Genomic DNA, 21,090 nt, shown 5'->3' on the forward strand with positions numbered 1-21,090 from the left:
TTGCTTTTTGAGGAGCTCCGTAGGAGCGACCTGTTAATCATTAATCCATTCGAATAAATATTTTGGATCATATTCTATCTCAAATTTTGACATAAAATCCAGGTATTCTTCTCTAAATGTTTTCTTTTTATGATGTTCTTCCTGATTTAAAATATATTTTACAACAGAATCAACACTGCTTTTAGAATAAGAAAAAGCTCCGTACCCTTCCTGCCAATTGAATTTTCCATTCATCCATCCTTTTTCATTGATGAATTTTGAAGAACCCGCTTTAATATCTCTTACTAAATCTGAAACCGAAAGTGCCGGATTCATACTTACAAGAATATGCACATGGTCTGGCATTGCAAAAACTGCGAATAATTTTTGGTTTCTATTGGAAATAATACCTGTTATAAACTGATGTAATTCTTCTCTGTTTTCTTTTGAAATCAGATTTTGTCTTCCTTTTACAGCGAAAACAATTTGAATATAAATCTGAGTGTAGGTATTTGCCATAAGATTAACAGGCCGCCTCTACGAGGCTCTCCAATTTTTAAATTATTCATGCTACTAACAGTTCGCTCCTACGGAGCTTCCCGTTAGTTTCTTAATGGCTTCCCATTTTGTAACATATACTGAATTCTCTCCAGAGTTTTTCTCTCTCCGCATAGCTGAAGGAAGGTTTCTCTTTCAAGATTCAATAAATACTGTTCAGTCACGACTGTCGGTTCAGATAAATTTCCACCTACCATTACGTTGGCCAGTTTATCTGCAATTTTCTTATCGTGTGCAGAGATGAAGTTTCCGGTTAACATCTGGTCTGTTCCTACATAGAACATTCCTAATGCATCTTTACCAAGAACTTTTACTTTTTGCTCGATTGGCTGGGTATATCCTTGTTCTGCTAATAGTTTTGCCACTTTTTTAGCTTCAGCAATCTGTCTGTTTTTGCTTACGGAAACAATATCTTTGCCTTTTTCAAGGATTCCCATATCATAAGCTTCATAAGCAGAAGTGGCAACTTTACCCATTGCGATATTCATGAAGGCATCACGAAGTCTGTTATTTTTAACATCATCGTTGTGGAATTCTCTGGAAGTTCTTAAAGTCAATTCTTTAGTTCCACCTCCGCCAGGAATTACCCCAACACCGGTTTCTACAAGACCGATATATGTTTCTGCGGCTGCAACCACTCGGTCGGCATGCATGGTCATCTCGCATCCTCCGCCTAGAGTCATTCCGTGAGGAGCTACAACTACAGGAATTGAAGAGTACCGTACTCTCATCATTGATTTCTGGAAGTAGGCGATGGCCATATTCAAATCATCCCAATCCTGTTCGATAGCCATCATAAGGATCATCGCAAGGTTGGCTCCTACAGAGAAATTCGTTCCTTGGTTTCCAACTACTAATCCATCGTATTCTTTTTCTGCTAAATCGATCGCTCTGTTTAATCCGTCAAGAACTTCGCCTCCGAGAGAGTTCATTTTTGAACGGATCTCAAAGTTGATGATACCGTCTCCCAAATCTTCAATTGCAGCTCCTGAGTTGCTCCAGAGTGTTTTGTTTTTTCTGATATTGTCTAAGATAATAAAGGCATCCTGACCCGGAATTTTGTTGTATTCTCCTGAATTTTTGTCAACATAAATGCTTTGTCCTTCATCATTTACTTTATAGAAAGTTTCTACATTTTTTACCCAGTCTGAAACTTCATATCCTGCATCTTTTGCCAGTTCTATACCTTTGGCAACCCCTACAGCATCCCAGATTTCAAATGGTCCGTTTTCCCATCCGAAACCGGCTCTCATAGCGTCGTCAATTTTATAAACTTCGTCAGAGATTTCAGGTACTTTGTGCGAAACATAAGCGAATAATGCTCCTAACGATTTTCTGTACAATTCACCGGCTTTATCTTTACCACCAATTAAGACTTTGAATCTGTCAATCGGTTTGTCGATAGATTTTGTTAATTCTAAAGTAGGGAATGATGATTTTCCCTGAAGTTCATACTCTAAAGTATCAAGGTTTAATCCGTGAATTTCAGATTTTCCTTCTGCGTTTTTCACTTTTTTATAAAAACCTTGTTCTGTTTTTGAGCCTAACCATTTATTATCCATCATTTTCTGGATATAAGGAGGAAGGGCAAATACGTCATTGAAGTCATTCGCTTCTGCACCGCTTTGACGAACTCCGTTGGCTACCATTACCAAAGTATCAAGACCTACCACATCAGCTGTTCTGAACGTAGCCGATTTTGGACGCCCGATTACGGGACCTGTCAATTTATCAACGTCAGAAACGGTAAGTCCTAATTTCTGAACATTGTGAAGAAGATCCATCATAGAGAATACCCCGATTCTGTTGGCAATGAAAGCTGGAGTATCTTTAGCTAAAACAGTTGTTTTACCTAAGAATTTCGCTCCGTAATTCATATAGAAATCGATGATCTCAGTAGCTGTATCGTTAGTTGGGATAATCTCTAAAAGAGGAAGATATCTTACAGGGTTGAAGAAGTGTGTTCCTGCAAAGTATTTTTTGAAATCTTCGCTTCTCCCTTCTGTAAGGAAATGAATAGGAATACCGGATGTATTAGATGAAATTAACGTTCCCGGTTTTCTGAACTGTTCAATCTTTTCATATACAGACTTCTTGATGTCAAGTCTTTCTACTACTACTTCAATGATCCAGTCTGTATTTTTTATTTTCGGCAAATCATCATCGAAGTTTCCGATTTTAATTCTGTCTGCAAACTTTGGTGAATAAAGAAGTGCAGGACTTGCTTTTTTAAGTTTCTCAAAGTTTTCGGCAGCAATTCTGTTTCTTACTACCTTGTCATCTTTGGTCAAACCTTTTTTCTGTTCAGCTTCAGTAAGTTCAAAAGGAACAATATCCAAGAGTGATACTTCAACACCGATGTTGGCGAAGTGAGCTGCGATACCGCTTCCCATAATTCCTGAACCAAGAACCGTTACATGTTTGATTCTTCTTTTCATATGTAAATTTTTATTTTTATAAGATTATATGATACCCGAAGATTTCATCATAATTTATTTTCTGTTATTTAGTAATTCGTTTGCTATTTTCATGATTTCACCCATTACATCTTTGAAAGCTTCCAGCTTTTCCGGAGATATTTTTTCCATCACCTTCTTGTTGAAGTTCACAACGACTTCCTTAGACATATTTCTGGAGTTTAATCCTTTATCTGTAAGCTTGATGATAACCTCTCTTTTATCAGTGGTTGTTTTTTCCTTATAGATATATCCGTTGTCTTCCAGGAGTTTGATGATTCTTGTTAATGAAGTGGGTTCAATAGCCATCTTTGGACCAAGATTGGTACTCCGGGTTCCTTCCTTAGGGTCAATTTTAAGAAGAGTGAGTGCCTGTACCGCTGTGGAATCATGTTCCTGGGCTAATTCTGTGTACATTTTAGAGACAGCCAGCCAGGTCTGCTTTAAAATTAAATCTACGTTTTCTATTTTTTCCTTATTATTATCCATCATTTTTGCGCCAATGGTTTTACCCAAATTTAGTAAATATTATGCATGCATAGTATTTATTAACGTTAAATTTTGTTAATAGGCTGGAAATAAACAGATTAAATTATATGACTAGCATAATACTATGCATGCATAGTATGTGAATTAATCAAATAAAATGTAGTATTAATGAATGTTTGAAACTAAATTGATGATTTTTTCAAAAGATTCACATTGATAAGTGTCCGAATCTTTAGTAATTACCCAAAAATCGTTCTGAAACTTGAAATTAAGGTCAGACAGGTCTTTTTGGAAGTTTTTTTGAAGCAGAGAATACAACATTTCCTTGTGAAACTGCGGTGCAGCGATAAGTGGCGGAATAAAAGTTTCGTTGATTTGAAATAATGATGCGCCAGTAAGTTCATCATGCTGCAGTAAAATGTCCTCAACAATGCCTGAATACAGATGGTTTTCTTTTACATACCAGATCTTATCTGCGAACTCTTTGGCCAGCCGCCAGTCATGAGACGAAAACAGGATGAGCTTATTTTGTTCTTTAGCCAGTCTTCTCAAGGTTTTTAGAATAATGATCTTGTTTTTTTCATCAAGATGGGTAGTAGGCTCATCCAGAATGATGATAGGGGAATTTTGAGTAATAGCGCGCCCGATATATGCTTTCTGAAGGTTTCCGTCCGACAGGTTTTTCAAAAGAGTATATCGGTATTGGGTCAGATCCAGTTCTTCAATAATATGAACAATTTCTTCACGGTCTTCTTTTTTGAGCTCAAAATAAAAAGGGTAGTAAATGTATTTTCCCAAAGAAATAAGATCTTCAACCGTATAATGCTGCGGTATAACCGATTTTGAAAAGACAATTGCAATATTCTCCGCAATTTCTTTTACGGAAAGGTTTTTTACATTTTTCCCATTGATCGCAATTTCTCCATTCATTAAAGGAATCTGATGCAGGATAGATTTGATTAATGTCGTTTTTCCAACTCCGTTATTACCAATTAGCAGGCATACATCACCAAGCTTCAAATCTGCATTGGCATTGGAGATTAGTATTGTTTTGTAGCCGATATTTGCCTGTTTTATCTGTAGATGCATGTTGTTGATTATTCGCAATGGCGGAAAATGTTTTACAAAAATAATGTTTTAAGGCGCAAGGATTCTGACTTTGTTAAATTTTTCTGTTGTTTTATTTTTATAAGTTGTTCACCATTCTTGTTACTCCGTTTTTGAAAACATCAGATTGAAAATTAAGCAGCATACCCAATTTGCAATTTGACATTTTTAAATAGGTTAGTAATTGAGCTTTATGAGTAGGACTTATGTAGTCAACTGCTTTTATTTCCAGAATCACTTTGTTTTCAATTATCATATCAAGTCTGAAAGCGTTTTCTATTCTCAAATCTTCATAAATAATAGGAAGTAATTTTTGCTTTTCTACATGGAAACCTGATTTTGTTAATTCATAAAACATACATTCTTCGTAAACATGTTCAAACAATCCTGCTCCAAGCTTTCTATGAATTTTTAATCCTGTCTCAAAAACTACTTTGATAATTCATTTTCTGTCATTTGTGGTGCTTTGTTAAGTTTAAATATATGAATTGTTAGGAAAAGGATATTATACCTTAAAATATTTTATTTATGTATGTTGTTGGGTAAACGCAAAGACGCAAATATTTTTAATATTTTGTGTTATATTTTAAGACGCAAGAAAATCAAAGATTTTCAGCAAGGGGTTGCGGATATTTTTTGTTTAGAATATGCGGTGTTCAATTTTATCGGAGATAAAATCTTTGCGTCTTAAAACAATGTCAAATTCATTTTTATTTCGCCTTTGCGTTTTCCAACAAAAACTACACTTTATTCTGCTTCAAAAGCATCAACAGAATGACAGGAATTCCAAATACGGAGCTTATCACATTCAGAGGAATCTGTGTTTTTTCTGCAATCACCGAGAAAAATAACATGATCAGCATCCCCAGAAACATATTAAGAACCCATTGCTGCCATAATTTTGAAGGATTATAGACCAGTCTGCAAAAGTGGGGAACAATAATTCCGATAAAGAGAATAGGTCCTAGAAATGCAGTTACAGAAGCCGATAGGAGAGAAGATGCAACAATTATTAAAAGTTTCAGCTGTTTCAGGTTTACTCCTAAACTTTGTGCATAGGAATTGCCCAGTGAGTTTCCAATAAGCGGCTTTATCACTCTGAAACAAATAAATATACCTATTAAAACTATGATGAACAATACATAAATCTGATTCCTTGTTACCATATTATTGGCTCCGAAAGACCATAAAATATAGTTTTTCAAACTTTGATTTTCTGCATAAAATTGCAGCAGGGATACAATTGCTCCGGCAAAAGCAGATACCAGAAATCCAAAAATAATAAGATAAGATTTGTCTTGAAATCTGTTCGACATTGACAAAAGAATCAACATTAGCAGCAAACTTCCACCAATAGCTGATAAGCTAAGGAAACTGTTCTGCAAAAATTCAGGCAGTAAAATATTGTGAGAAAAGAAAATATAAAAGGCAACTGATAGACTGGCGACCGAAGTGATTCCCAGTATATCGGGGCCAGCCAGCGGATTTTGAAAATATTCCTGCATCAGAAAACCTGAAGTAGGAATTGAAATTCCGGCCAGCATCATGACAAGAACCCTGTTGATACGGATTTCAGCAATTTGGCTATGAGCAGAATCTTGAAAGAAATCCTGGAAGTTTAAACTTAAAAATCCTGTGTTCAGATTAATGACAGCACTTACAATAATTGCAATCACGAATAATAAACACAGGATTTTAAATCTTTTTGACATGATTCAGAAAGAGTTCAGTCTATTTTATTTTAAGAAAGAATCGATTTTTGAATTCAATACATCTTCCGTCATCATTCCCAGATATTCATCGGTTTTATCTCCTTTTCTCATGAAAGTAAAAGGTATAGAACCTCCATCCCATTGTTTGAAGTTGTTATGAAAGAAATTCTGATCTAATTTTTGCTCATCCAGCAAGATAATACTGCCACCAAGCTTGTTTTCTGCTGCAAAATTCTTAACAGCACCAGCCCATTCAGCTTTATCATCAAGGTTTACAAAAGTGAATTTTACAGGCTTCCCTTTTAATTCCTCCATTTTACTTTTAAAGCTTGGAATCTCTCTCATACATGGACCGCACCAGGTTGCAAAGAAATTAGTAACATATAACGTGTCATTATTTTTTGCTAAATGCTGGCTTACATTTTCGGGAGAAAGTTCTTTGGGAAGAACTGTACTTCCTTCTGGTTCTGTATTTTGAGATACAGAAACGGAGTCTGCAGCTGCCGTATTTTCGGTTTTCTGACCTTCTTTTTTACAGCTGTACAGTGCAGTAAGAAGTAACGTGGAGAAAATTATCTTCTTCATAAATTATTTTTTATCTATTTTTGAATTGAAGTTATGGAACAACAAATCTATAAAGGGAAACTGATACAGTTTCATCCGTTAAAAATAGCGAAAAAGGAAGAGCTGACCAAAAATACTTTTTCTCTGGAGTTTGATATTCCTGAGAATCTAAAAGAAAATTTCAGATTTGAAGCCGGGCAGTTCGTCAGTATGAAATTTCAATCCCATGGGAAAGAGGTTATTAATGATTATTCAATGACGTCAGCACCTTATGAGGGTAAAATATGTCTGGGAATAAAGATCAATTCTTCTGAAGGAGCTGCTTCCCAGTTATTTCAAAACTATCATGCAGGTGATATGCTATGGGTGAGTGAACCTGCGGGAAGATTTACATTGGTTTCTAAACCGAGTGAATTCAGAACTATCGTTGCTTTTGCTGCCGGTATAGGAATTACACCTATTTTGAGTCATTTTAAAAATATTCTTCATAACGAGCCCAGAACCCGTTTGTTTTTATTTTTTGGAAATAAAAGTTCAGATAGTCTGGTGTTCCGGGATCAACTGGATAATCTGGCGAGAACATGTGGAGACAGACTGCAGATATTTTACTTTTTCTCACAGGAAAAAACAGCTGATCAGTTTTTTTACGGGCGGCTGGATGAAAAAAAATTGAATCTTATTATCAATCAGATTCTTCATTTGGATGATACAGATGAAGAATCTACCATCTGGGATGCGGTAGACGAGGTGCTGATCTGCGGAAAGGGAGAAATGATCAAGACGCTGGCCAATGCCTGCTATCACCACGGAATTCCAAAGAAGAATATCCATTTTGAACTTTTTGAGGAATTTAATGATGATATTTATCCTGTAGAAAAAGAATTTCCTCTGATTGAAAATATTGAAGTTGAATTTACCATGCTGGGGAAAAAATATAAGACCCAGCTTCCTGATAATAAGGATAAAATCCTTCAGCAGCTTTTGATTCAGAAATTTCCTGTGCCTTATTCCTGTAAGTCCGGAATCTGTGGAAGCTGTGAATGTTCTTTGGAGGAAGGTGAAGTGGAACTGCTGGAGAACGAGTACCTTACCGAAAAAGAGGAGGGTCAGGGACATATTTTAGCCTGCATGTCTATAGTGAAAAGTAAAAAAATAAAGCTTAACTTTGATCTTAGTTGAGAGTTATTAAGAACATATTTAACCTTGGGTTCATATCGCTGGAATTGGGAATTCTGATGATATGCTTATGTAATGCGTGGGTTTTCGGGCTTACCAATGGGAGAACATATACCAAAATTTCAAAAATTCCGCCCAGGGAAATCGCTTTGGTTCTGGGAACATCTCCGAAAATGAGATCAGGAAAATCCAATCCTTATTTTACCAAAAGAATGGATGCCGCGGCGCTTCTTTATCATCATGGGAAAATCAAGAAAATTATAGTAAGTGGCGAGAAAAGCAAAGGCTACAATGAACCGGCAGCCATGAAAAATTACCTGATTTATCAGGAAGGTGTTCCGGAAGATATTATTATGGAAGATCCGAAAGGATTCAATACCTATAAAAGTATTCTTCGTTGTAAGGATGTTTATAAAAAGAAAAATGTCATTATTGTATCTCAGGGCTACCACAACCTCAGAGCGTTGTTTTTTGCAAGAAATAATGATATGAATGCTTTAGGGTTTGATGCGCAGGATGTCACAAAGCCCGAAAGCTTTTACAGGAATCAGGCGAGGGAAGTCCTCGCCCGTGTGATTGCTGTAGTCTATTTTATCTTAGGCGTTTCTCCGGATTAGAAAGGATATCCGAACGCAATATTCACTGTTGGTTTGAAAGGCTGGAAATACTTGAATCTCCATCGGTCGCCTTCAGGTTTATTGGGGTCATAGATCTTGTAGGCAAGATCAATTCTGGCTGTGATATAAGCAATATTCAATCTTAATCCGAATCCGCTTCCGATCCCCACCTGTTTCAGGAATTTATTAAATTTAAATTCATCTCCGTATCCGTCATTATAGTTACGAAGGCTCCATGTATTTCCGATATCGGTAAATAAAGCTCCCTCATAGGTTTTATTGAAAGGAATTCTATATTCAATATTAGTGGTAAGCTTTACATTGTCTGTCATATAGGTACGAACTCTTTCATCCACCTGAGAATCTGCAGGACCTAATCCTCCAAATGCCACCCAGGCCCTGATATCATTGGAACCTCCATTGAAGTAAGATTTGATGATCGGCATATCCTGGGAGTTTCCATAAGGTATTCCTACTCCGATAAACTGGCGAAGCACCAATGTCTGGTTTCCATTAAATCTGAAATATTTCCTTGTATCAATATCGAATTTTATAAACTGTGCATAAGGCAGTCCAAAAATAGTTCTTTGAGGACCGATAACAATACCTCCGCCGTTATCTTTTTTGTTGAATAAACTTAAGATGTTACCTGCAAGCTCAACTTTTCCGTTAAAATAAAATGCATTTGGATATTCTTTTTTCCCAATTTCACTATATACAAAGTTATAAATCATCGAAGAAATAAGAACATCCTGAGTCTGTCTGTCTTTGTTGACCAATGTTCCTCTGAACGCTGTCAAAAGATCTCTTCCCTGCTGATTGAGACTTCCACGGTAAGCTTCGTTTTCAATAATCTTTTTAGAAACCTCATCTACGCTGAGCTTCCCGTCTTTATACTCTTGTCCGGTTTGTGCTGTTTCCTGGTCAAACTTAAAATAATCACCGAAAACCTCATCTTTTACCCTTCCGTCATTCACAAAATAGTCATAATAAGCATCTTTATTTTTTGTCAGACTGACCTGGGTATTGAACAACGTAAGCTTATGATATACCTGATCATTAACACTTGCCTGGTAATTCAATCCTGTATTAAAAATGATTCTTCCCAAACCAATGTTATTCTGTATAGATGCTCCCAGTAAAATAGATGAAGTAGGCGTATACCGCTTAGGAATAAACTTATAATAATTAAATGGAAGCAGCAGTCTGGGGAAATTCAGGGATGCCTGTGCCGATATTTCGTAGGCAGCAACCCTTTTGCTGATATCTTTCGTACTTCTGATCGATCCGAATGTTCCTGAAAGGCTCGTAGAAAGGTTTTCTGCCCCCCGGAAAACATTTCTGGTGGTAAGGTCAACGGAAGGAGAGATCCCCAGGTTCAGGACCTGTGAATAATTGATATCAGTTCCTACCTTAAGTTCATATTTCGGAAGTGGCTTTAATACATATAAAACATCCACAATACTATCATTAGGAGAAGTCATTCCTCCCTGTCTCAGAGAGTCTCTTGCTTTAACGATGCTAAAGTTGTTCATCGCCAAAAGATTTCTCTTGGTTACATCCAGTTTGGTCTGGTCAAAAACCTTTTTACTATCCGGAATTATAGCCCTCCATATAGATGAAAGTTTATACTTATCATTCATCGTATGGAATCTTATCCTCCTTAAGCTGTCTTTTTTGGTATTTTTAGGATAATCACCGGGTTCATCTACAATGGCAACGTCAATATTTCCAAAAGTAGCAATCTTGTAAGGAGTATCCAGGGAATCTTTATGAATTTCCAATGTTAAAGGAACCTGTTTTCTGCTTTTAAGGGAATCTGCAACGAAATATACCTCATCATTGGAGGCATTGAATCTATAGAAACCAAACTCCCTCATAAGGTCGGTAATTCTGGTTACCTCTCTTTCAAGAACGGTCTGGTCAAGAATCTGCCCCGATCTCACAAGGCTTTTATTGAGATTATAGTTGTAATAACCTTTGATTCCCTGATCCGGAATATCATAGTAATAATCCTTGATGCGGGTAGGATCGTTATGCTTGATGGAGTAATTAACAGATGCTTTTTTAGAGGCGGAATCCAGCGTATGACTGAATTTCACATCAGCATCCCAATATCCTCTGTAGGTAAGTCTTTTTTTGATAGATTCAGCGCTTTTCTCGCTTCTTGCCTGATCAAGGATTACCGGCGGTGTTCCCCAGTTGTGCAATAGACGGTCGAAAAGCAGACTTTTTCCAACACTGCTTTTCATATTATATTTAAGGAATAAAGAGTCTCTCAGCTTCTGATTTCTCATCTCACCGGGATAAGTCATATATTCGTTAAGTATTGTGTCGTATTTTGGATCAGCCATATTATACAGAAGGAGACTTAACGGCATGAAAAGGAATTGCTTTTTATTGGGCTTCTGCTGAATATAGTCCTTGAGTTCCTCGTCAAAAAATACTCTCTTATCCTCGAACTCTAAACTGTTCTTGGTAAGCAGGTATTCACCATCAGGAACTTTTTTTGTAGTACTACAAGCATAAAGGAGACCAACAAATGTTGCAAATGAGATAATTTTATAATATTTTTGAGGAGAATTCTTATAATGCTTACAGCTCATACAATAAAAGTTTTACAATCTTTAGATAAAAAGAAGTTCAGACAAAAATACAATTTGTTTTTGGTTGAAGGTAATAAAATCATTTGTGAACTTTTTAATTCTAACTTTAAAGTTAAAGAAATATTGTCAACCGATCCACAAAAATTGGACCGTACTGATATCCCTGTTACCCATATCTCTGAAAATGAATTAAAAAAAATCAGTTTTCTTAAAACACCAAAAGATTCCGTAGCGGTGTGTTACCTTGCTCAGGAAGAAAAACTGGAGGATAAGAATATACAATTGGTTCTGGATGGAATACAGGATCCCGGAAATCTGGGAACTATTATACGGCTGGCAGACTGGTTCGGAATAGAGCAGATTATCTGCAGTGAAGATACCGTAGATGTATACAATCCGAAAGTGATTCAGGCGACAATGGGTTCTTTTACCAGAGTAAATGTGGTTTATACAGATCTTGTGGAATATCTTTCTGCAACGGAGAATGTAAATATCGGAACCGATATGGAAGGGGAGAACCTCTATACTTTTGAGAAGCCCCAAAAAATAAATCTGATCTTAGGAAACGAAGGAAATGGGATGAGGCCGGAAACAGAAAAACTTCTACAAAAAAGTATCAGCATTCCGAGGTTTGGAAAATCCCAGTCTACAGAAAGCCTGAATGTATCAATGGCTGCAGGGATTATTTTAGGACAGCTATTTTCAAAATAGAAAATTAGAAACTAGAGGTTAGAATTATTGTAAAATAGTACTGAATAGTATCTAACCTCTAGTTTCTAATATCTTATTTCTATATCAATTGTTCCATACTTGAAACACTTTTATTTTTCTGATACACTTCGATCTTTTTTCTGACATATTTCAGTGCTATAGGAGCAAGGTAGATCAACGCAGCACCAATGAGCTTTTTCTTCCAGTTGGAGCTTTTCATATTCTTTTTGGCATAGTTTCCTACGATAGCAGTGACTCCAAGTTTAACAAGGCTGTCTGTAATATTTCCACCTCTGAAGGCCGAGCTTGCAATCCCTACAGCCGTATTTTTATTGATCAGCAAATCTTTTACTTCTGAAGTAAGCTGTTTGGCAATAACGTCCTTTCTCAGAACCACTTTTTCATCACCGTCTTCATCTACTTTTTCCTGAAGATACTGGTCACTTAAGCCATTGGTAAATGCACTTAAACTTTCCTTGGTGTTTTTGAAGGTAAGAAGATTCTCCAGATCACTTATTTCACCTTGAAGCAGTTTTTTCTTTCTTCTTAATTCTTCTATGCTCTCGTATTTTCTGCCCATAGTTTAATGATTTAAAAATTTAATAACCTGATCTGCAACAGCGTTGACAATTTTACCTTTAAAGGCAATGACAACTGCCATTACCACAGCATAAAATCCGGCAACAATTAAGAATCCGTAAGAGTAATTATCCAGTGCTTTTCCAATAAGGAAAGCAATTCCAAAATTGAAAAGGATAATAAAAAAAGCAAAAGCAACAAGCAGTACTACAAAGTAAGTAATGAGCCCGGCAGAAAGAGACGACTTTTCAGTCGCTTCAATTTTCAGAAGATCTATTCTCTTAGAGGCGTATTCTTTAATAGTTTCTATCATTGTTTTTTTTTAAAGTTACAAAAAAAGGAACTTTCGCACAAAAGTTCCTTTCTGTAATTTACTTAAAAAAGATAAATTACTTATTTTTTAAGATCATTCAGTTCCGCCTCTACATCTTTTGCTAAATCTGCAGTTTTGGAAACAATCTGATCCTTGTATTTGTCATATCCGTCTTTCACAGTATGTGCTACGCTGTTTGCAGTTTCTTTAAAAGTAGAAGAAATATTGCTGTACTGGTCTTTCATTTTTTCAGAAACCTCTCCGTATTTATTCTTTGCCTGATCTTTAAGATCATTCGCTTTAGTTTTGATTTTTTTTCTGGTTTCTTTACCTTCTTCCGGTGCGTATAACATTCCTAAGATTACACCTGCCGCAGCACCTGCAAGAAGTCCTGCCAATATACCTGCTGTATTATTTCCTTTTCTAGACATTTTAAGTTTTTTAATAATTAATAATAGATTAGTTTTTACAGTAATAAAACTTACAATTTGTATACCAAAGGAGGCCTGAAAGCTATTAAAAATTGTTAAATCTTTTCGATGTGAGATAAAATAAGCTGTATAGTTTCTTCTTTGGTTAATTTTGAATTGTCAATAACAATAGCGTCATCAGCCTGCTTCAATGGGGCTATTTCACGCTCGCTGTCAATTTTGTCACGTTCTATAAGATTTTGTTTTACCTGGTTTTTGTCTGCTTCTATTCCCATACCTTTCAGCTCCAGAAACCTTCTGTTGGTTCTTTCATCAATACTGGCAGTAAGAAAGAACTTATAGTCAGCATTTGGCAGAACTACTGTCCCAATGTCACGTCCGTCCATAATGACACCTCCTTTTTCTGCCAAAGTGCGCTGTGACTGCAGTAAAAAGTCTCTTACTTCTTTCTGTTTGGCCACAAGACTTACATTGTCAGATACAATATGGGTACGGATTTCCTTAGAAATGTCAGAATCATTAAGAAAAAGAATAAGGGTGCCGTTGTTGTTTTTAAATTCAAGCTTGATTTGGTCAAAAGATGAAAACAGTATATTCAGGTCAATTTCACCGTTTTCGTTAAGACAATGCTGCAGAGCATACCAGGTAACTCCTCTGTAAAGCGCTCCTGTATCCATATGAATAAGTCCCAGTTGATCAGCAATGATTTTTGATATAGAACTTTTTCCGGTAGACGAGTACCCATCGATAGCAATTACAGGTTTTTTCATACTGCAAATTTCAAGATTTTTTCTTAAAAATCAAGAGGAAGTAGTAAATTTTCGGAATAATTAAGAAATTTTCAGCCGGGAAACTATTCTCCTCTGTGGCTGGAAAGGTCCATGGAAATTCCTATCTGGTTGACATTCGAAGAGTTGTGGTATCTTACATGGGCGTAATCAATACGGAATCTGGAAACTTTAACTCCAAATCCTGCAGAAAGTCCTGAGAAGTTTCTTTGATCTGCAACAGCCAGTTCATTTCCTCTTTTTACATTATATCCCAGCCTGATGTTGAAGTTTTTTTCAGGAAACAGTTCTGCTCCCAATGAAAAGTGGTCTGCAATTTTTCTGCCGGCATTCACTTTCTGTCCGTCTAGATTATATTCCGAAGAAATATCAAATTTCTGAAGATCGTGTGCTGTAATGGTAATCGCAAGAGGGAAATTCTTTATTATTTTGGTATATCCCAGATCAACCCTGAAAGGAAGGTTTTCTCTTGTCCCATTGAAAGATTTCAGCTGAAAACCGAAATTCCTCATCACAAGTGAAAGCACTTCTTTGGTCTTTTTATTATGATAGGTAACTCCCGCAGTTCCTGAGATCGCGGAAGAAGTATAGTTGTCAATTTTTGAGGTAACGAAATTAAGCCCTCCACCAATAGTCCAGTCTTCTTCAAACTGATAGGCATAGCCTGCGCCAATGGCTACATCTGAAGCTTTGAATTCTCCGTTTTCAAAACCGCTTTCGTCTGTTCTCGGAATACTTCCATAGCTCATATATCTTGCATTGATGGTGGCCATATGACCATTCTCAAAATCTTTGGCATAAGCAATAGTTCCGTATTTTGAGTCGGCCAGGTAAGCCGTTGCATTGACGGAAAGCTGTTTGTCAGAATCTTTATTTAACAGGGCAGGGTTTGCAATAGCAAAGGAAACATCATAATCTCTTACCGAAATTGCATCACCGCCTAGAGCGGCTTGTCTTGCAGATACAGGTACGTTTAAGAATGGATAAACATTTGTTCCTGTTTGCGCATAAGAAACAATTCCTGATAGAAATAATGAAAAAATGATAATTTTCTTCAACTCAATTTATAATTAATGCAAAAATAATCCTTTTTCGTACTTTTCAAAATATTTCTTACATTATTTCTATTTAAATATTTTTCTTTCATCAATATCTTTAATGATTATATTTGCAAAATCAAATTCCGGGGAAACCCATACTAATAAAAAGTTACTAAAAATAAAAGATGAAATATAAAAGAATCCTTCTGAAACTAAGCGGTGAGGCCTTAATGGGAAACAGACAATACGGTATTGACAACGAGAGACTGCAGGAGTATGCTGCTGAGATCAAAAAAGTAGTTAAGAAAGGCTGTGAAGTGGCGATCGTAATTGGAGGAGGAAATATTTTCCGTGGTGTTGCAGGGGCTGCAAAAGGAATGGATAGAGTGCAGGGAGATTATATGGGAATGCTGGCTACTGTCATCAACGGGATGGCTTTACAGGGAGCATTGGAAGATGCAGGAATCAAGACAAGACTTCAGTCTGCTATCGAAATGGACAAAGTGGCTGAACCTTTCATCAAAAGAAGAGCGGTAAGACACCTTGAAAAAGGTAGAGTAGTGATTTTCGGAGCGGGAACAGGAAACCCTTACTTTACTACAGATACAGCGGCTACCTTAAGAGCAATCGAAATTGGTGCTGATGTAATCTTAAAAGGAACAAGAGTAGACGGAATTTACGACAGCGATCCTGAGAAGAACGCAGATGCTGTAAAATACAACTCATTATCTTTTGACGAAGTATTTGAAAAAAACCTTAAAGTAATGGATATGACTGCGTTTACTTTAAGCCACGAAAACAAATTGCCTATCATTGTATTCGATATGAATAAAGATGGAAATTTAGAAAAAATCGTAGACGGAGAAAATGTAGGTACTTTGGTTGATTTATAATCCATTTACCACTAAAAAATATAAAACACCTGTTGCAGTAACTACTGTGACAGGTGTTTTGTTTTTAAACTACCTTCTCCAGCCAATGCTAATGATTGGTATTTCCTGAAAGATTTATAGACATTTCATCATTTTTATAGCCGGTATTCTCATTCACCAACTGGTTTTGGTCTGCCAGATAATGAGAAGAAATCCAGCCGATGATTTGCTGTATTATTTTTAGGATCATTTCGTCTTTTGTCACCAGGCTTACTCCCGGTACCAGCTGTGGTGGATATTGTTGGGGAAGTGGCTGCTGTAGAATCAGCCCGCTTATCGCAGGAGCATTGTCCGAAGCCGGGCTGCCTGAATACAGGGTTACATGCTGCAGGAATAACTGCTGTACATAGTCATACAAAGACTGTGGGGGAATAGTAATGGGTACAGAACCGTCCATCTTTTGAAGCTGTCCCGGAAGTGACTGGTTCCGGATCCTGGTATAGGCTGCTCCTGATTCTGAAGCTTCAGCAATAGCTACTTTCTGTAATGCATCTAGGGCAAAAGCGGTCAGCTTGTCAGGAGATGGGCCGTATAGATCAGCAATCAGTTCCAGGTCTGCTTTTGGCCAGGCATGAGGTACAACATCCAGATCATTCCAATGCATCGTGTTCCAGCTCTGGTAATCTCCCGTTTGGGAATACCAGCCGGCAGGCAGCGGCGGAAATGTAGTATTGAACAGGCTGGCAAAAGCTGCCTCACCGGGCGTTGGTCCGGCAGTGGGATACACCAGTGCCACTCCGAATGCATCCAGGTTTTTATTCTCTTTCAGGTAAAGGGCAAGAGTGGGTGATAATGCCCCTGCAAGGCTGTGTCCGCAAAAAATGATGGCCGTATCCGGATCCGGGTTTAAACCGGAGAGCAACTGCTGTAAGGTAGTATTGGGCGAAGCTGCAGTATCCGGGCTTGTAAGTCCAAGAAGTATCCCTATTCCGGTAGCGGTTCCTTTTGAAATATAGGGGTCAGTACCATTATAAGGTGAAGGCGTGAAATTGAAAGGATCATAAGTTGTCCAGTTGACTATTTCGGCTACTGAGAAATCTTCTGTTTCCCAGTCATAGAGGGAAGATGGATTGGTTGCAGCAATGGCTACAACATACGTGGGCAGCGTAGGACCTCCGGGAAATGCTACAGCATCGCATTGTGCTACATACAGGGCATTGTCAGCAACTCCTGTTGGTTTACCATTTTCATCTGTTTCTTCTATGAGAGCAGGTCCCCAGACAAGGTTCCAGTTTCCCAGCAGAGGAGGAATTAAAGAGTTGGGCGTCGAAGGTTCTGTCTGGCCCATTATGGTAACCGGGGGAACATTGCTCAAATAATAAGATAAATCATATTGAAGCTGTTGCTGCAATTCGGTGCCGGTACCATTGTAGCCTCCGGCACGGTTTGCAAGACCTGCCATACCAAAAACCTGTTGGTAAGCATCTAAAGATGGATTTGTCATGATGTGATTGGTTTAAAATTAGTGTATAAAGTGATTAAGAATTAAATTTTCAGGGAATTCTCTTTCGTGAGTTATTCCATTCATCATAACATATAGTTCGTATTGGAACCTGCTATGTAGCGGATCAAAAAAACTTCACTAAATGATATCGTAAAATAAGCCATAAAAAAGGATATGCCTATAAGCAGAAATAACCGAAATATTTTATAGGTATTTGTACCTGAATTCTCTTCGTTATAAGTTGAATTTTTAAGATAAACACTACTTTCTTTTTCAAACAAAGGCAAGTACACAAAATCCATCTATGGAAATAGCTATGATTCGAAAACAATCATTATTCCGAAATATGATCTCGACGGTAAGCCGGCTATTACTCCTTATTATCAACAACGGCGCTAAGTTCTACAAAATGTTAACAAGCAACCATTGTTCATCCAAAAAGCAACTATGGAGAAAGCCGGAATAAAGGACGTTGCAAGCGGAAATCAATTCTGAAATGGAGAAAAAAGCAAGTGTGGATCTGAAAAAATAATGCCTGTTTCTTTGATGGAAATAAATAAAAACCTCATGGTATTTTATGGATTCAATAATTTTTATATCTTTGGGACTTAACTAAACTATTAACTATGAAAAAATTACTTCTGCTAGCAAGCAGTGTATTGCTATTTTCTTGTTCAACAAATGAAGAAATAGAGAAACATGAAAAATCTACACTTTCTGAAGCAAAAATTCAAGCTTTTAAAAGAGGTTCCGAAAAAGGGTCATCTGGTGATCCTACTACTTTTAAGTGTGGTTCGACCAGCTTCATTAATCCTATCAACGTAAATCCAAACTATCCGTATATCAGTAATTACGAGGTACTGTACAAGGAAGGAACTCCAATGTGGGGAAGAAACCAGATATACCTTGATAAATTTGTTGCGCAGGCTTTATTTCCGTCTATAAACGGTCCCTTTCTAGGCGGTCCAACAATTTACTATGGATATAATGCATATGGAGATTACCTAAGCGATCCTACCCCTTATGATAATAATGCCGAGTATTCGTACGGGCAAGACGAGGATAATGCGTTATACTACGGAGATATTTTCCCTTATAATGCACCAATGACGAATGATGCGGCTAATACTGTTTATCATCATTTTAAGACTTATATTGACCAATGGACATCTCAAGGTAAGCATGTAGTAGCAGTACACATTTTTACTGAAAGCTATCTTTGTATACCTGCCGCAAAAGGTATAAGAATAAGATTGAAATTTAGTAATTAAATATCTTCTATTTTAGTAGTAATGATAGCCTTCTCCTTGAGAAGGCTTTTGTTATATTTGCTTTAAACTAAATCCTGAAGTATTAATTATTGATTATTTGAATTTTAAAGACGGTTTATAGCCGTCTTTTCTTTCTCCGTTGAGTTCAACACCGTATAACAAAACTAAATAATTTTGTGAAATGTCCGATTTTAAAAATATCATAGTTTTAGTAAAATACAGAGTGCAGTTACCAAAATATCGAAAACAATCATTATTTTTGCAGCACTGAATAGTGAAAAATAGTAAAAAACAGCTTGAAAACAGGCGATTTATAAAGATTAACTATTTGATTGTCAGTGGATATGAAAATATGTGCAATTTATCAAACTTTAATATAATAATGGAAGAATTAGATCTTATATTAGAATCTGTAAAACAAGACATGGATGCAGCTGTAAAGCACCTGGATCACGCATTTCAAAGAATTAGAGCAGGGCGTGCTTCTACGTCAATGGTTCAGGATGTAATGGTAGAATATTACGGAGCAATGACTCCTATCAACCAGGTTGCGAATGTTTCTGTTCCGGATGCAATGACCATCTCTATTCAACCTTGGGACAGAACTGCCATCAATGCGATTGAAAAAGCGATCATCAATTCAAATCTGGGTTTTGCTCCTTCTAATAACGGTGAAAACATTATCCTGAATGTTCCGCCTTTAACAGAAGAAAGAAGAAAAGAGCTTGCAAAACAGGCTAAAGTGGAAACTGAGAACACTAAAGTAACGGTAAGAAACGCCAGACAGGACGGTTTGAAAGAACTTAAAAAGTTAGACGGAGTTTCTGAAGATGTAATAAAAGGAGTGGAAGATGAAATCCAGACTTATACTGATAAATATGTTAAGCTTTGCGATGAGCATCTTAAGACAAAAGAAGCTGAAATTATGAAAGTATAATTTCAGGTTTGAAAATAATAAAGAGGTTTCCGGCGGATGCCTCTTTTTTTGTGCTGTAAGAATACCTGTGATAGAAGCCAAAAGCTGAGTGGGCTTTTGAAGAATTTTTTAACAGCATTTTTTTTTATTTTTTTTGAAAATTAAAGTTATTGAATGATAGAATGTTGCATTTTACCAGTGATAATCAGTATTCTTTGCATAAAAAGAAATATTGATTTTTAGCTTTTAATTGTTATATTTACAGGATCATTCCGATTTATTATATAATGATCTGGAAATCAAAATGCTAAAGCGATGACTAAAATTATTGGTGTAGGAAACTATATCCCGTCGGAAACAATAACCAATTTATTTTTTGATAAACATATTTTTCTTAATGAAGAAGGTGTATTATTAAAAGATGATAATGCTTCCATTACAGATAAGTTAAAAAAAATTACAGGTATTGAAGAAAGAAGATATGCTGATAATACACAGGTTACTTCGGATCTGGGAGTTATTGCAGCCCGTTCAGCAATAGAAAATGCAGGAATAGATCCTGAAACATTAGATTATATAATATTTGCCCATAACTTTGGGGATGTCCGTTTCGGAACAGTTCAGTCTGATGCGGTACCAAGCCTTGCTGCAAGGACAAAACATTTATTAGGGATCAAAAATAATTTTTGTGTTGCCTACGATGTCCTGTTTGGTTGCCCCGGATGGATTGAGGGCGTGATTCAGGCTCATGCATTTATTAAATCAGGCATTGCAAAACGATGTTTGGTCATTGGAGCAGAAACACTTTCCCGTGTGGTTGATATTCACGACAGAGACAGTATGATTTATGCTGATGGGGCAGGAGCTGCTGTTCTGGAGGTGAATAATGATGATGATTCCGGAATAAAGTCTCATTTATCGGCTTCTCATACGCTTAATGAGAAAGATTACCTGTATTTTGGAAAATCCTATAACAACGAAAGATGTCCGGATACACGATACATCAAAATGGATGGCAGGAAAATATATGAATTTGCCCTGGTGAATGTTCCTGATGCGATGAAAAAGTGTCTTGACAGCAGTGGATATTCCATTGACCAGCTGAATAAAATAATTATTCATCAGGCGAACGAAAAAATGGATGAAGCTATCGTTAACAGGTTTTATCAGTTATATCAAAAGCCGGTTCCGGAAAATATTATGCCTATGGTTATTCATAAATTAGGAAACAGCAGTGTCGCTACCATTCCTTCTTTATTGACAATGATTTTGCAGGATGAGCTGGAGCACCATAAAATCAGGAAAAACGACGTGGTATTATTTGCTTCAGTAGGAGCTGGAATGAATATCAATGCTTTGGTTTACAAGTTTTAAAAATAAAAAAGAGGCTTCTGAGGAAGT

21 protein-coding genes are annotated in these 21,090 nt (G+C 36.8%); 7 read left to right on the forward strand and 14 right to left on the reverse strand.

From position 1 onward, the window contains the following. Positions 1–33: 33 nt before the first annotated feature. The 7 genes from tnpA to ACP3T3_RS03050 form a co-directional block, all read right to left on the reverse strand. Positions 34–498: an IS200/IS605 family transposase gene (gene tnpA / locus ACP3T3_RS03020; protein ID WP_426478454.1), complete on the reverse strand. Its 465-nt coding sequence runs from the start codon at positions 496–498 to the stop codon at positions 34–36. A gap of 83 nt (positions 499–581) precedes the next feature. Next, positions 582–2,975: a 3-hydroxyacyl-CoA dehydrogenase/enoyl-CoA hydratase family protein gene (locus ACP3T3_RS03025; RefSeq protein ID WP_426478455.1), complete on the reverse strand. Its 2,394-nt coding sequence runs from the start codon at positions 2,973–2,975 to the stop codon at positions 582–584. Positions 2,976–3,029: 54 nt separating this feature from the next. Continuing rightward, the gene (locus ACP3T3_RS03030) at positions 3,030–3,482 is read right to left on the reverse strand and encodes a MarR family winged helix-turn-helix transcriptional regulator (RefSeq protein WP_426479935.1); all 453 of its coding nucleotides are present in this window, start codon (positions 3,480–3,482) and stop codon (positions 3,030–3,032) included. A 165-nt stretch (positions 3,483–3,647) separates the two neighbouring features. After that, complete coding sequence (locus ACP3T3_RS03035) at positions 3,648–4,571, reverse strand: ABC transporter ATP-binding protein (protein ID WP_426478456.1); 924 nt, start codon at positions 4,569–4,571, stop codon at positions 3,648–3,650. A gap of 97 nt (positions 4,572–4,668) precedes the next feature. Then, positions 4,669–4,974, reverse strand: coding sequence for a GxxExxY protein (locus tag ACP3T3_RS03040; protein ID WP_426478457.1), 306 nt, complete (start codon positions 4,972–4,974; stop codon positions 4,669–4,671). Between the two features lie 355 nt (positions 4,975–5,329). Beyond that, positions 5,330–6,301 (reverse strand): FecCD family ABC transporter permease, encoded by a 972-nt coding sequence (locus ACP3T3_RS03045; protein ID WP_426478458.1) that lies wholly within the window; start codon positions 6,299–6,301, stop codon positions 5,330–5,332. 24 nt (positions 6,302–6,325) lie between these two features. Next, positions 6,326–6,886 carry a TlpA family protein disulfide reductase gene (locus ACP3T3_RS03050; RefSeq protein ID WP_426478459.1) on the reverse strand — a complete coding sequence of 187 codons (561 nt, stop codon included), beginning with the start codon at positions 6,884–6,886 and terminating at the stop codon, positions 6,326–6,328. Between the two features lie 33 nt (positions 6,887–6,919). On the opposite strand from ACP3T3_RS03050, the gene ACP3T3_RS03055 reads away from it, so the two are divergent. Together ACP3T3_RS03055 and ACP3T3_RS03060 are read left to right on the forward strand one after the other, a co-directional pair. Further along, positions 6,920–8,044: a 2Fe-2S iron-sulfur cluster-binding protein gene (locus ACP3T3_RS03055; protein ID WP_426478460.1), complete on the forward strand. Its 1,125-nt coding sequence runs from the start codon at positions 6,920–6,922 to the stop codon at positions 8,042–8,044. Then, the gene (locus ACP3T3_RS03060; protein WP_426478461.1) at positions 8,041–8,658 is read left to right on the forward strand and encodes a SanA/YdcF family protein; all 618 of its coding nucleotides are present in this window, start codon (positions 8,041–8,043) and stop codon (positions 8,656–8,658) included. Before ACP3T3_RS03055 ends, ACP3T3_RS03060 begins: the two co-directional genes overlap by 4 nt. On the opposite strand, the gene ACP3T3_RS03065 is transcribed toward ACP3T3_RS03060, so the two are convergent. Continuing rightward, complete coding sequence (locus ACP3T3_RS03065; RefSeq protein ID WP_426478462.1) at positions 8,655–11,264, reverse strand: BamA/TamA family outer membrane protein; 2,610 nt, start codon at positions 11,262–11,264, stop codon at positions 8,655–8,657. The genes ACP3T3_RS03060 and ACP3T3_RS03065 overlap by 4 nt on opposite strands. On the opposite strand from ACP3T3_RS03065, the gene ACP3T3_RS03070 reads away from it, so the two are divergent. Beyond that, a complete protein-coding gene (locus tag ACP3T3_RS03070; protein ID WP_426478463.1) occupies positions 11,250–11,975 on the forward strand; it encodes a TrmH family RNA methyltransferase in 726 nt (241 codons plus the stop codon). The two genes, ACP3T3_RS03065 and ACP3T3_RS03070, sit on opposite strands and share 15 nt — an antisense overlap. Positions 11,976–12,054: 79 nt before the next feature. On the opposite strand, the gene ACP3T3_RS03075 is transcribed toward ACP3T3_RS03070, so the two are convergent. The 5 genes from ACP3T3_RS03075 to porQ all read right to left on the reverse strand — a co-directional run bounded on the left by ACP3T3_RS03075 (position 12,055) and on the right by porQ (position 15,144). Further along, on the reverse strand, positions 12,055–12,555 hold the full coding sequence (locus ACP3T3_RS03075) for a phosphoribosyl-ATP pyrophosphatase (RefSeq protein WP_426478464.1): 501 nt from the start codon (positions 12,553–12,555) through the stop codon (positions 12,055–12,057). Positions 12,556–12,558: 3 nt separating this feature from the next. Beyond that, positions 12,559–12,867 carry a phage holin family protein gene (locus ACP3T3_RS03080; RefSeq protein ID WP_426478465.1) on the reverse strand — a complete coding sequence of 103 codons (309 nt, stop codon included), beginning with the start codon at positions 12,865–12,867 and terminating at the stop codon, positions 12,559–12,561. An 80-nt stretch (positions 12,868–12,947) separates the two neighbouring features. Further along, complete coding sequence (locus ACP3T3_RS03085) at positions 12,948–13,298, reverse strand: YtxH domain-containing protein (protein WP_426478466.1); 351 nt, start codon at positions 13,296–13,298, stop codon at positions 12,948–12,950. Between the two features lie 95 nt (positions 13,299–13,393). Beyond that, positions 13,394–14,068 carry a (d)CMP kinase gene (cmk, locus tag ACP3T3_RS03090; RefSeq protein ID WP_426478467.1) on the reverse strand — a complete coding sequence of 225 codons (675 nt, stop codon included), beginning with the start codon at positions 14,066–14,068 and terminating at the stop codon, positions 13,394–13,396. An 83-nt stretch (positions 14,069–14,151) separates the two neighbouring features. Further along, complete coding sequence (porQ, locus tag ACP3T3_RS03095; protein WP_426478468.1) at positions 14,152–15,144, reverse strand: type IX secretion system protein PorQ; 993 nt, start codon at positions 15,142–15,144, stop codon at positions 14,152–14,154. Between the two features lie 167 nt (positions 15,145–15,311). Between porQ and pyrH the strand changes: the two genes are divergently transcribed. Beyond that, positions 15,312–16,019, forward strand: coding sequence for a UMP kinase (gene pyrH, locus ACP3T3_RS03100; RefSeq protein ID WP_426478469.1), 708 nt, complete (start codon positions 15,312–15,314; stop codon positions 16,017–16,019). Between the two features lie 88 nt (positions 16,020–16,107). Here the strand turns inward: pyrH and ACP3T3_RS03105 are convergent, their stop codons facing one another. After that, positions 16,108–17,502 (reverse strand): lipase family protein, encoded by a 1,395-nt coding sequence (locus ACP3T3_RS03105; protein WP_426478470.1) that lies wholly within the window; start codon positions 17,500–17,502, stop codon positions 16,108–16,110. 626 nt (positions 17,503–18,128) lie between these two features. On the opposite strand from ACP3T3_RS03105, the gene ACP3T3_RS03110 reads away from it, so the two are divergent. From ACP3T3_RS03110 to ACP3T3_RS03120, 3 genes are all read left to right on the forward strand, one after another. Further along, positions 18,129–18,773 carry a hypothetical protein gene (locus tag ACP3T3_RS03110; protein WP_426478471.1) on the forward strand — a complete coding sequence of 215 codons (645 nt, stop codon included), beginning with the start codon at positions 18,129–18,131 and terminating at the stop codon, positions 18,771–18,773. A gap of 382 nt (positions 18,774–19,155) precedes the next feature. Further along, complete coding sequence (gene frr / locus ACP3T3_RS03115; RefSeq protein ID WP_426478472.1) at positions 19,156–19,710, forward strand: ribosome recycling factor; 555 nt, start codon at positions 19,156–19,158, stop codon at positions 19,708–19,710. 294 nt (positions 19,711–20,004) lie between these two features. Continuing rightward, a complete protein-coding gene (locus ACP3T3_RS03120; RefSeq protein WP_426478473.1) occupies positions 20,005–21,063 on the forward strand; it encodes a 3-oxoacyl-ACP synthase III family protein in 1,059 nt (352 codons plus the stop codon). Positions 21,064–21,090: the final 27 nt, after the last annotated feature.

It is taken from the genome of Chryseobacterium sp. CBSDS_008, assembly GCF_049959325.1.
Lineage (GTDB): Bacteria > Bacteroidota > Bacteroidia > Flavobacteriales > Weeksellaceae > Chryseobacterium.

Bases quoted from the DNA above. Each gene is read 5' to 3' on its own strand.
- pyrH (WP_426478469.1), top strand. From the start codon at position 15,312: ATGAAATATAAAAGAATCCTTCTGAAACTAAGCGGTGAGGCCTTAATG.
- ACP3T3_RS03075 (WP_426478464.1), bottom strand. From the start codon at position 12,555: ATGGGCAGAAAATACGAGAGCATAGAAGAATTAAGAAGAAAGAAAAAA.
- ACP3T3_RS03065 (WP_426478462.1), bottom strand. From the start codon at position 11,264: ATGAGCTGTAAGCATTATAAGAATTCTCCTCAAAAATATTATAAAATT.
- ACP3T3_RS03045 (WP_426478458.1), bottom strand. From the start codon at position 6,301: ATGTCAAAAAGATTTAAAATCCTGTGTTTATTATTCGTGATTGCAATT.
- ACP3T3_RS03120 (WP_426478473.1), top strand. From the start codon at position 20,005: ATGACTAAAATTATTGGTGTAGGAAACTATATCCCGTCGGAAACAATA.
- frr (WP_426478472.1), top strand. From the start codon at position 19,156: ATGGAAGAATTAGATCTTATATTAGAATCTGTAAAACAAGACATGGAT.
- ACP3T3_RS03035 (WP_426478456.1), bottom strand. From the start codon at position 4,571: ATGCATCTACAGATAAAACAGGCAAATATCGGCTACAAAACAATACTA.
- ACP3T3_RS03105 (WP_426478470.1), bottom strand. From the start codon at position 17,502: ATGACAAATCCATCTTTAGATGCTTACCAACAGGTTTTTGGTATGGCA.
- ACP3T3_RS03055 (WP_426478460.1), top strand. From the start codon at position 6,920: ATGGAACAACAAATCTATAAAGGGAAACTGATACAGTTTCATCCGTTA.
- ACP3T3_RS03080 (WP_426478465.1), bottom strand. From the start codon at position 12,867: ATGATAGAAACTATTAAAGAATACGCCTCTAAGAGAATAGATCTTCTG.
- ACP3T3_RS03025 (WP_426478455.1), bottom strand. From the start codon at position 2,975: ATGAAAAGAAGAATCAAACATGTAACGGTTCTTGGTTCAGGAATTATG.
- ACP3T3_RS03110 (WP_426478471.1), top strand. From the start codon at position 18,129: ATGAAAAAATTACTTCTGCTAGCAAGCAGTGTATTGCTATTTTCTTGT.
- cmk (WP_426478467.1), bottom strand. From the start codon at position 14,068: ATGAAAAAACCTGTAATTGCTATCGATGGGTACTCGTCTACCGGAAAA.
- ACP3T3_RS03085 (WP_426478466.1), bottom strand. From the start codon at position 13,298: ATGTCTAGAAAAGGAAATAATACAGCAGGTATATTGGCAGGACTTCTT.
- ACP3T3_RS03070 (WP_426478463.1), top strand. From the start codon at position 11,250: ATGCTTACAGCTCATACAATAAAAGTTTTACAATCTTTAGATAAAAAG.
- ACP3T3_RS03030 (WP_426479935.1), bottom strand. From the start codon at position 3,482: ATGGATAATAATAAGGAAAAAATAGAAAACGTAGATTTAATTTTAAAG.
- tnpA (WP_426478454.1), bottom strand. From the start codon at position 498: ATGGCAAATACCTACACTCAGATTTATATTCAAATTGTTTTCGCTGTA.
- ACP3T3_RS03050 (WP_426478459.1), bottom strand. From the start codon at position 6,886: ATGAAGAAGATAATTTTCTCCACGTTACTTCTTACTGCACTGTACAGC.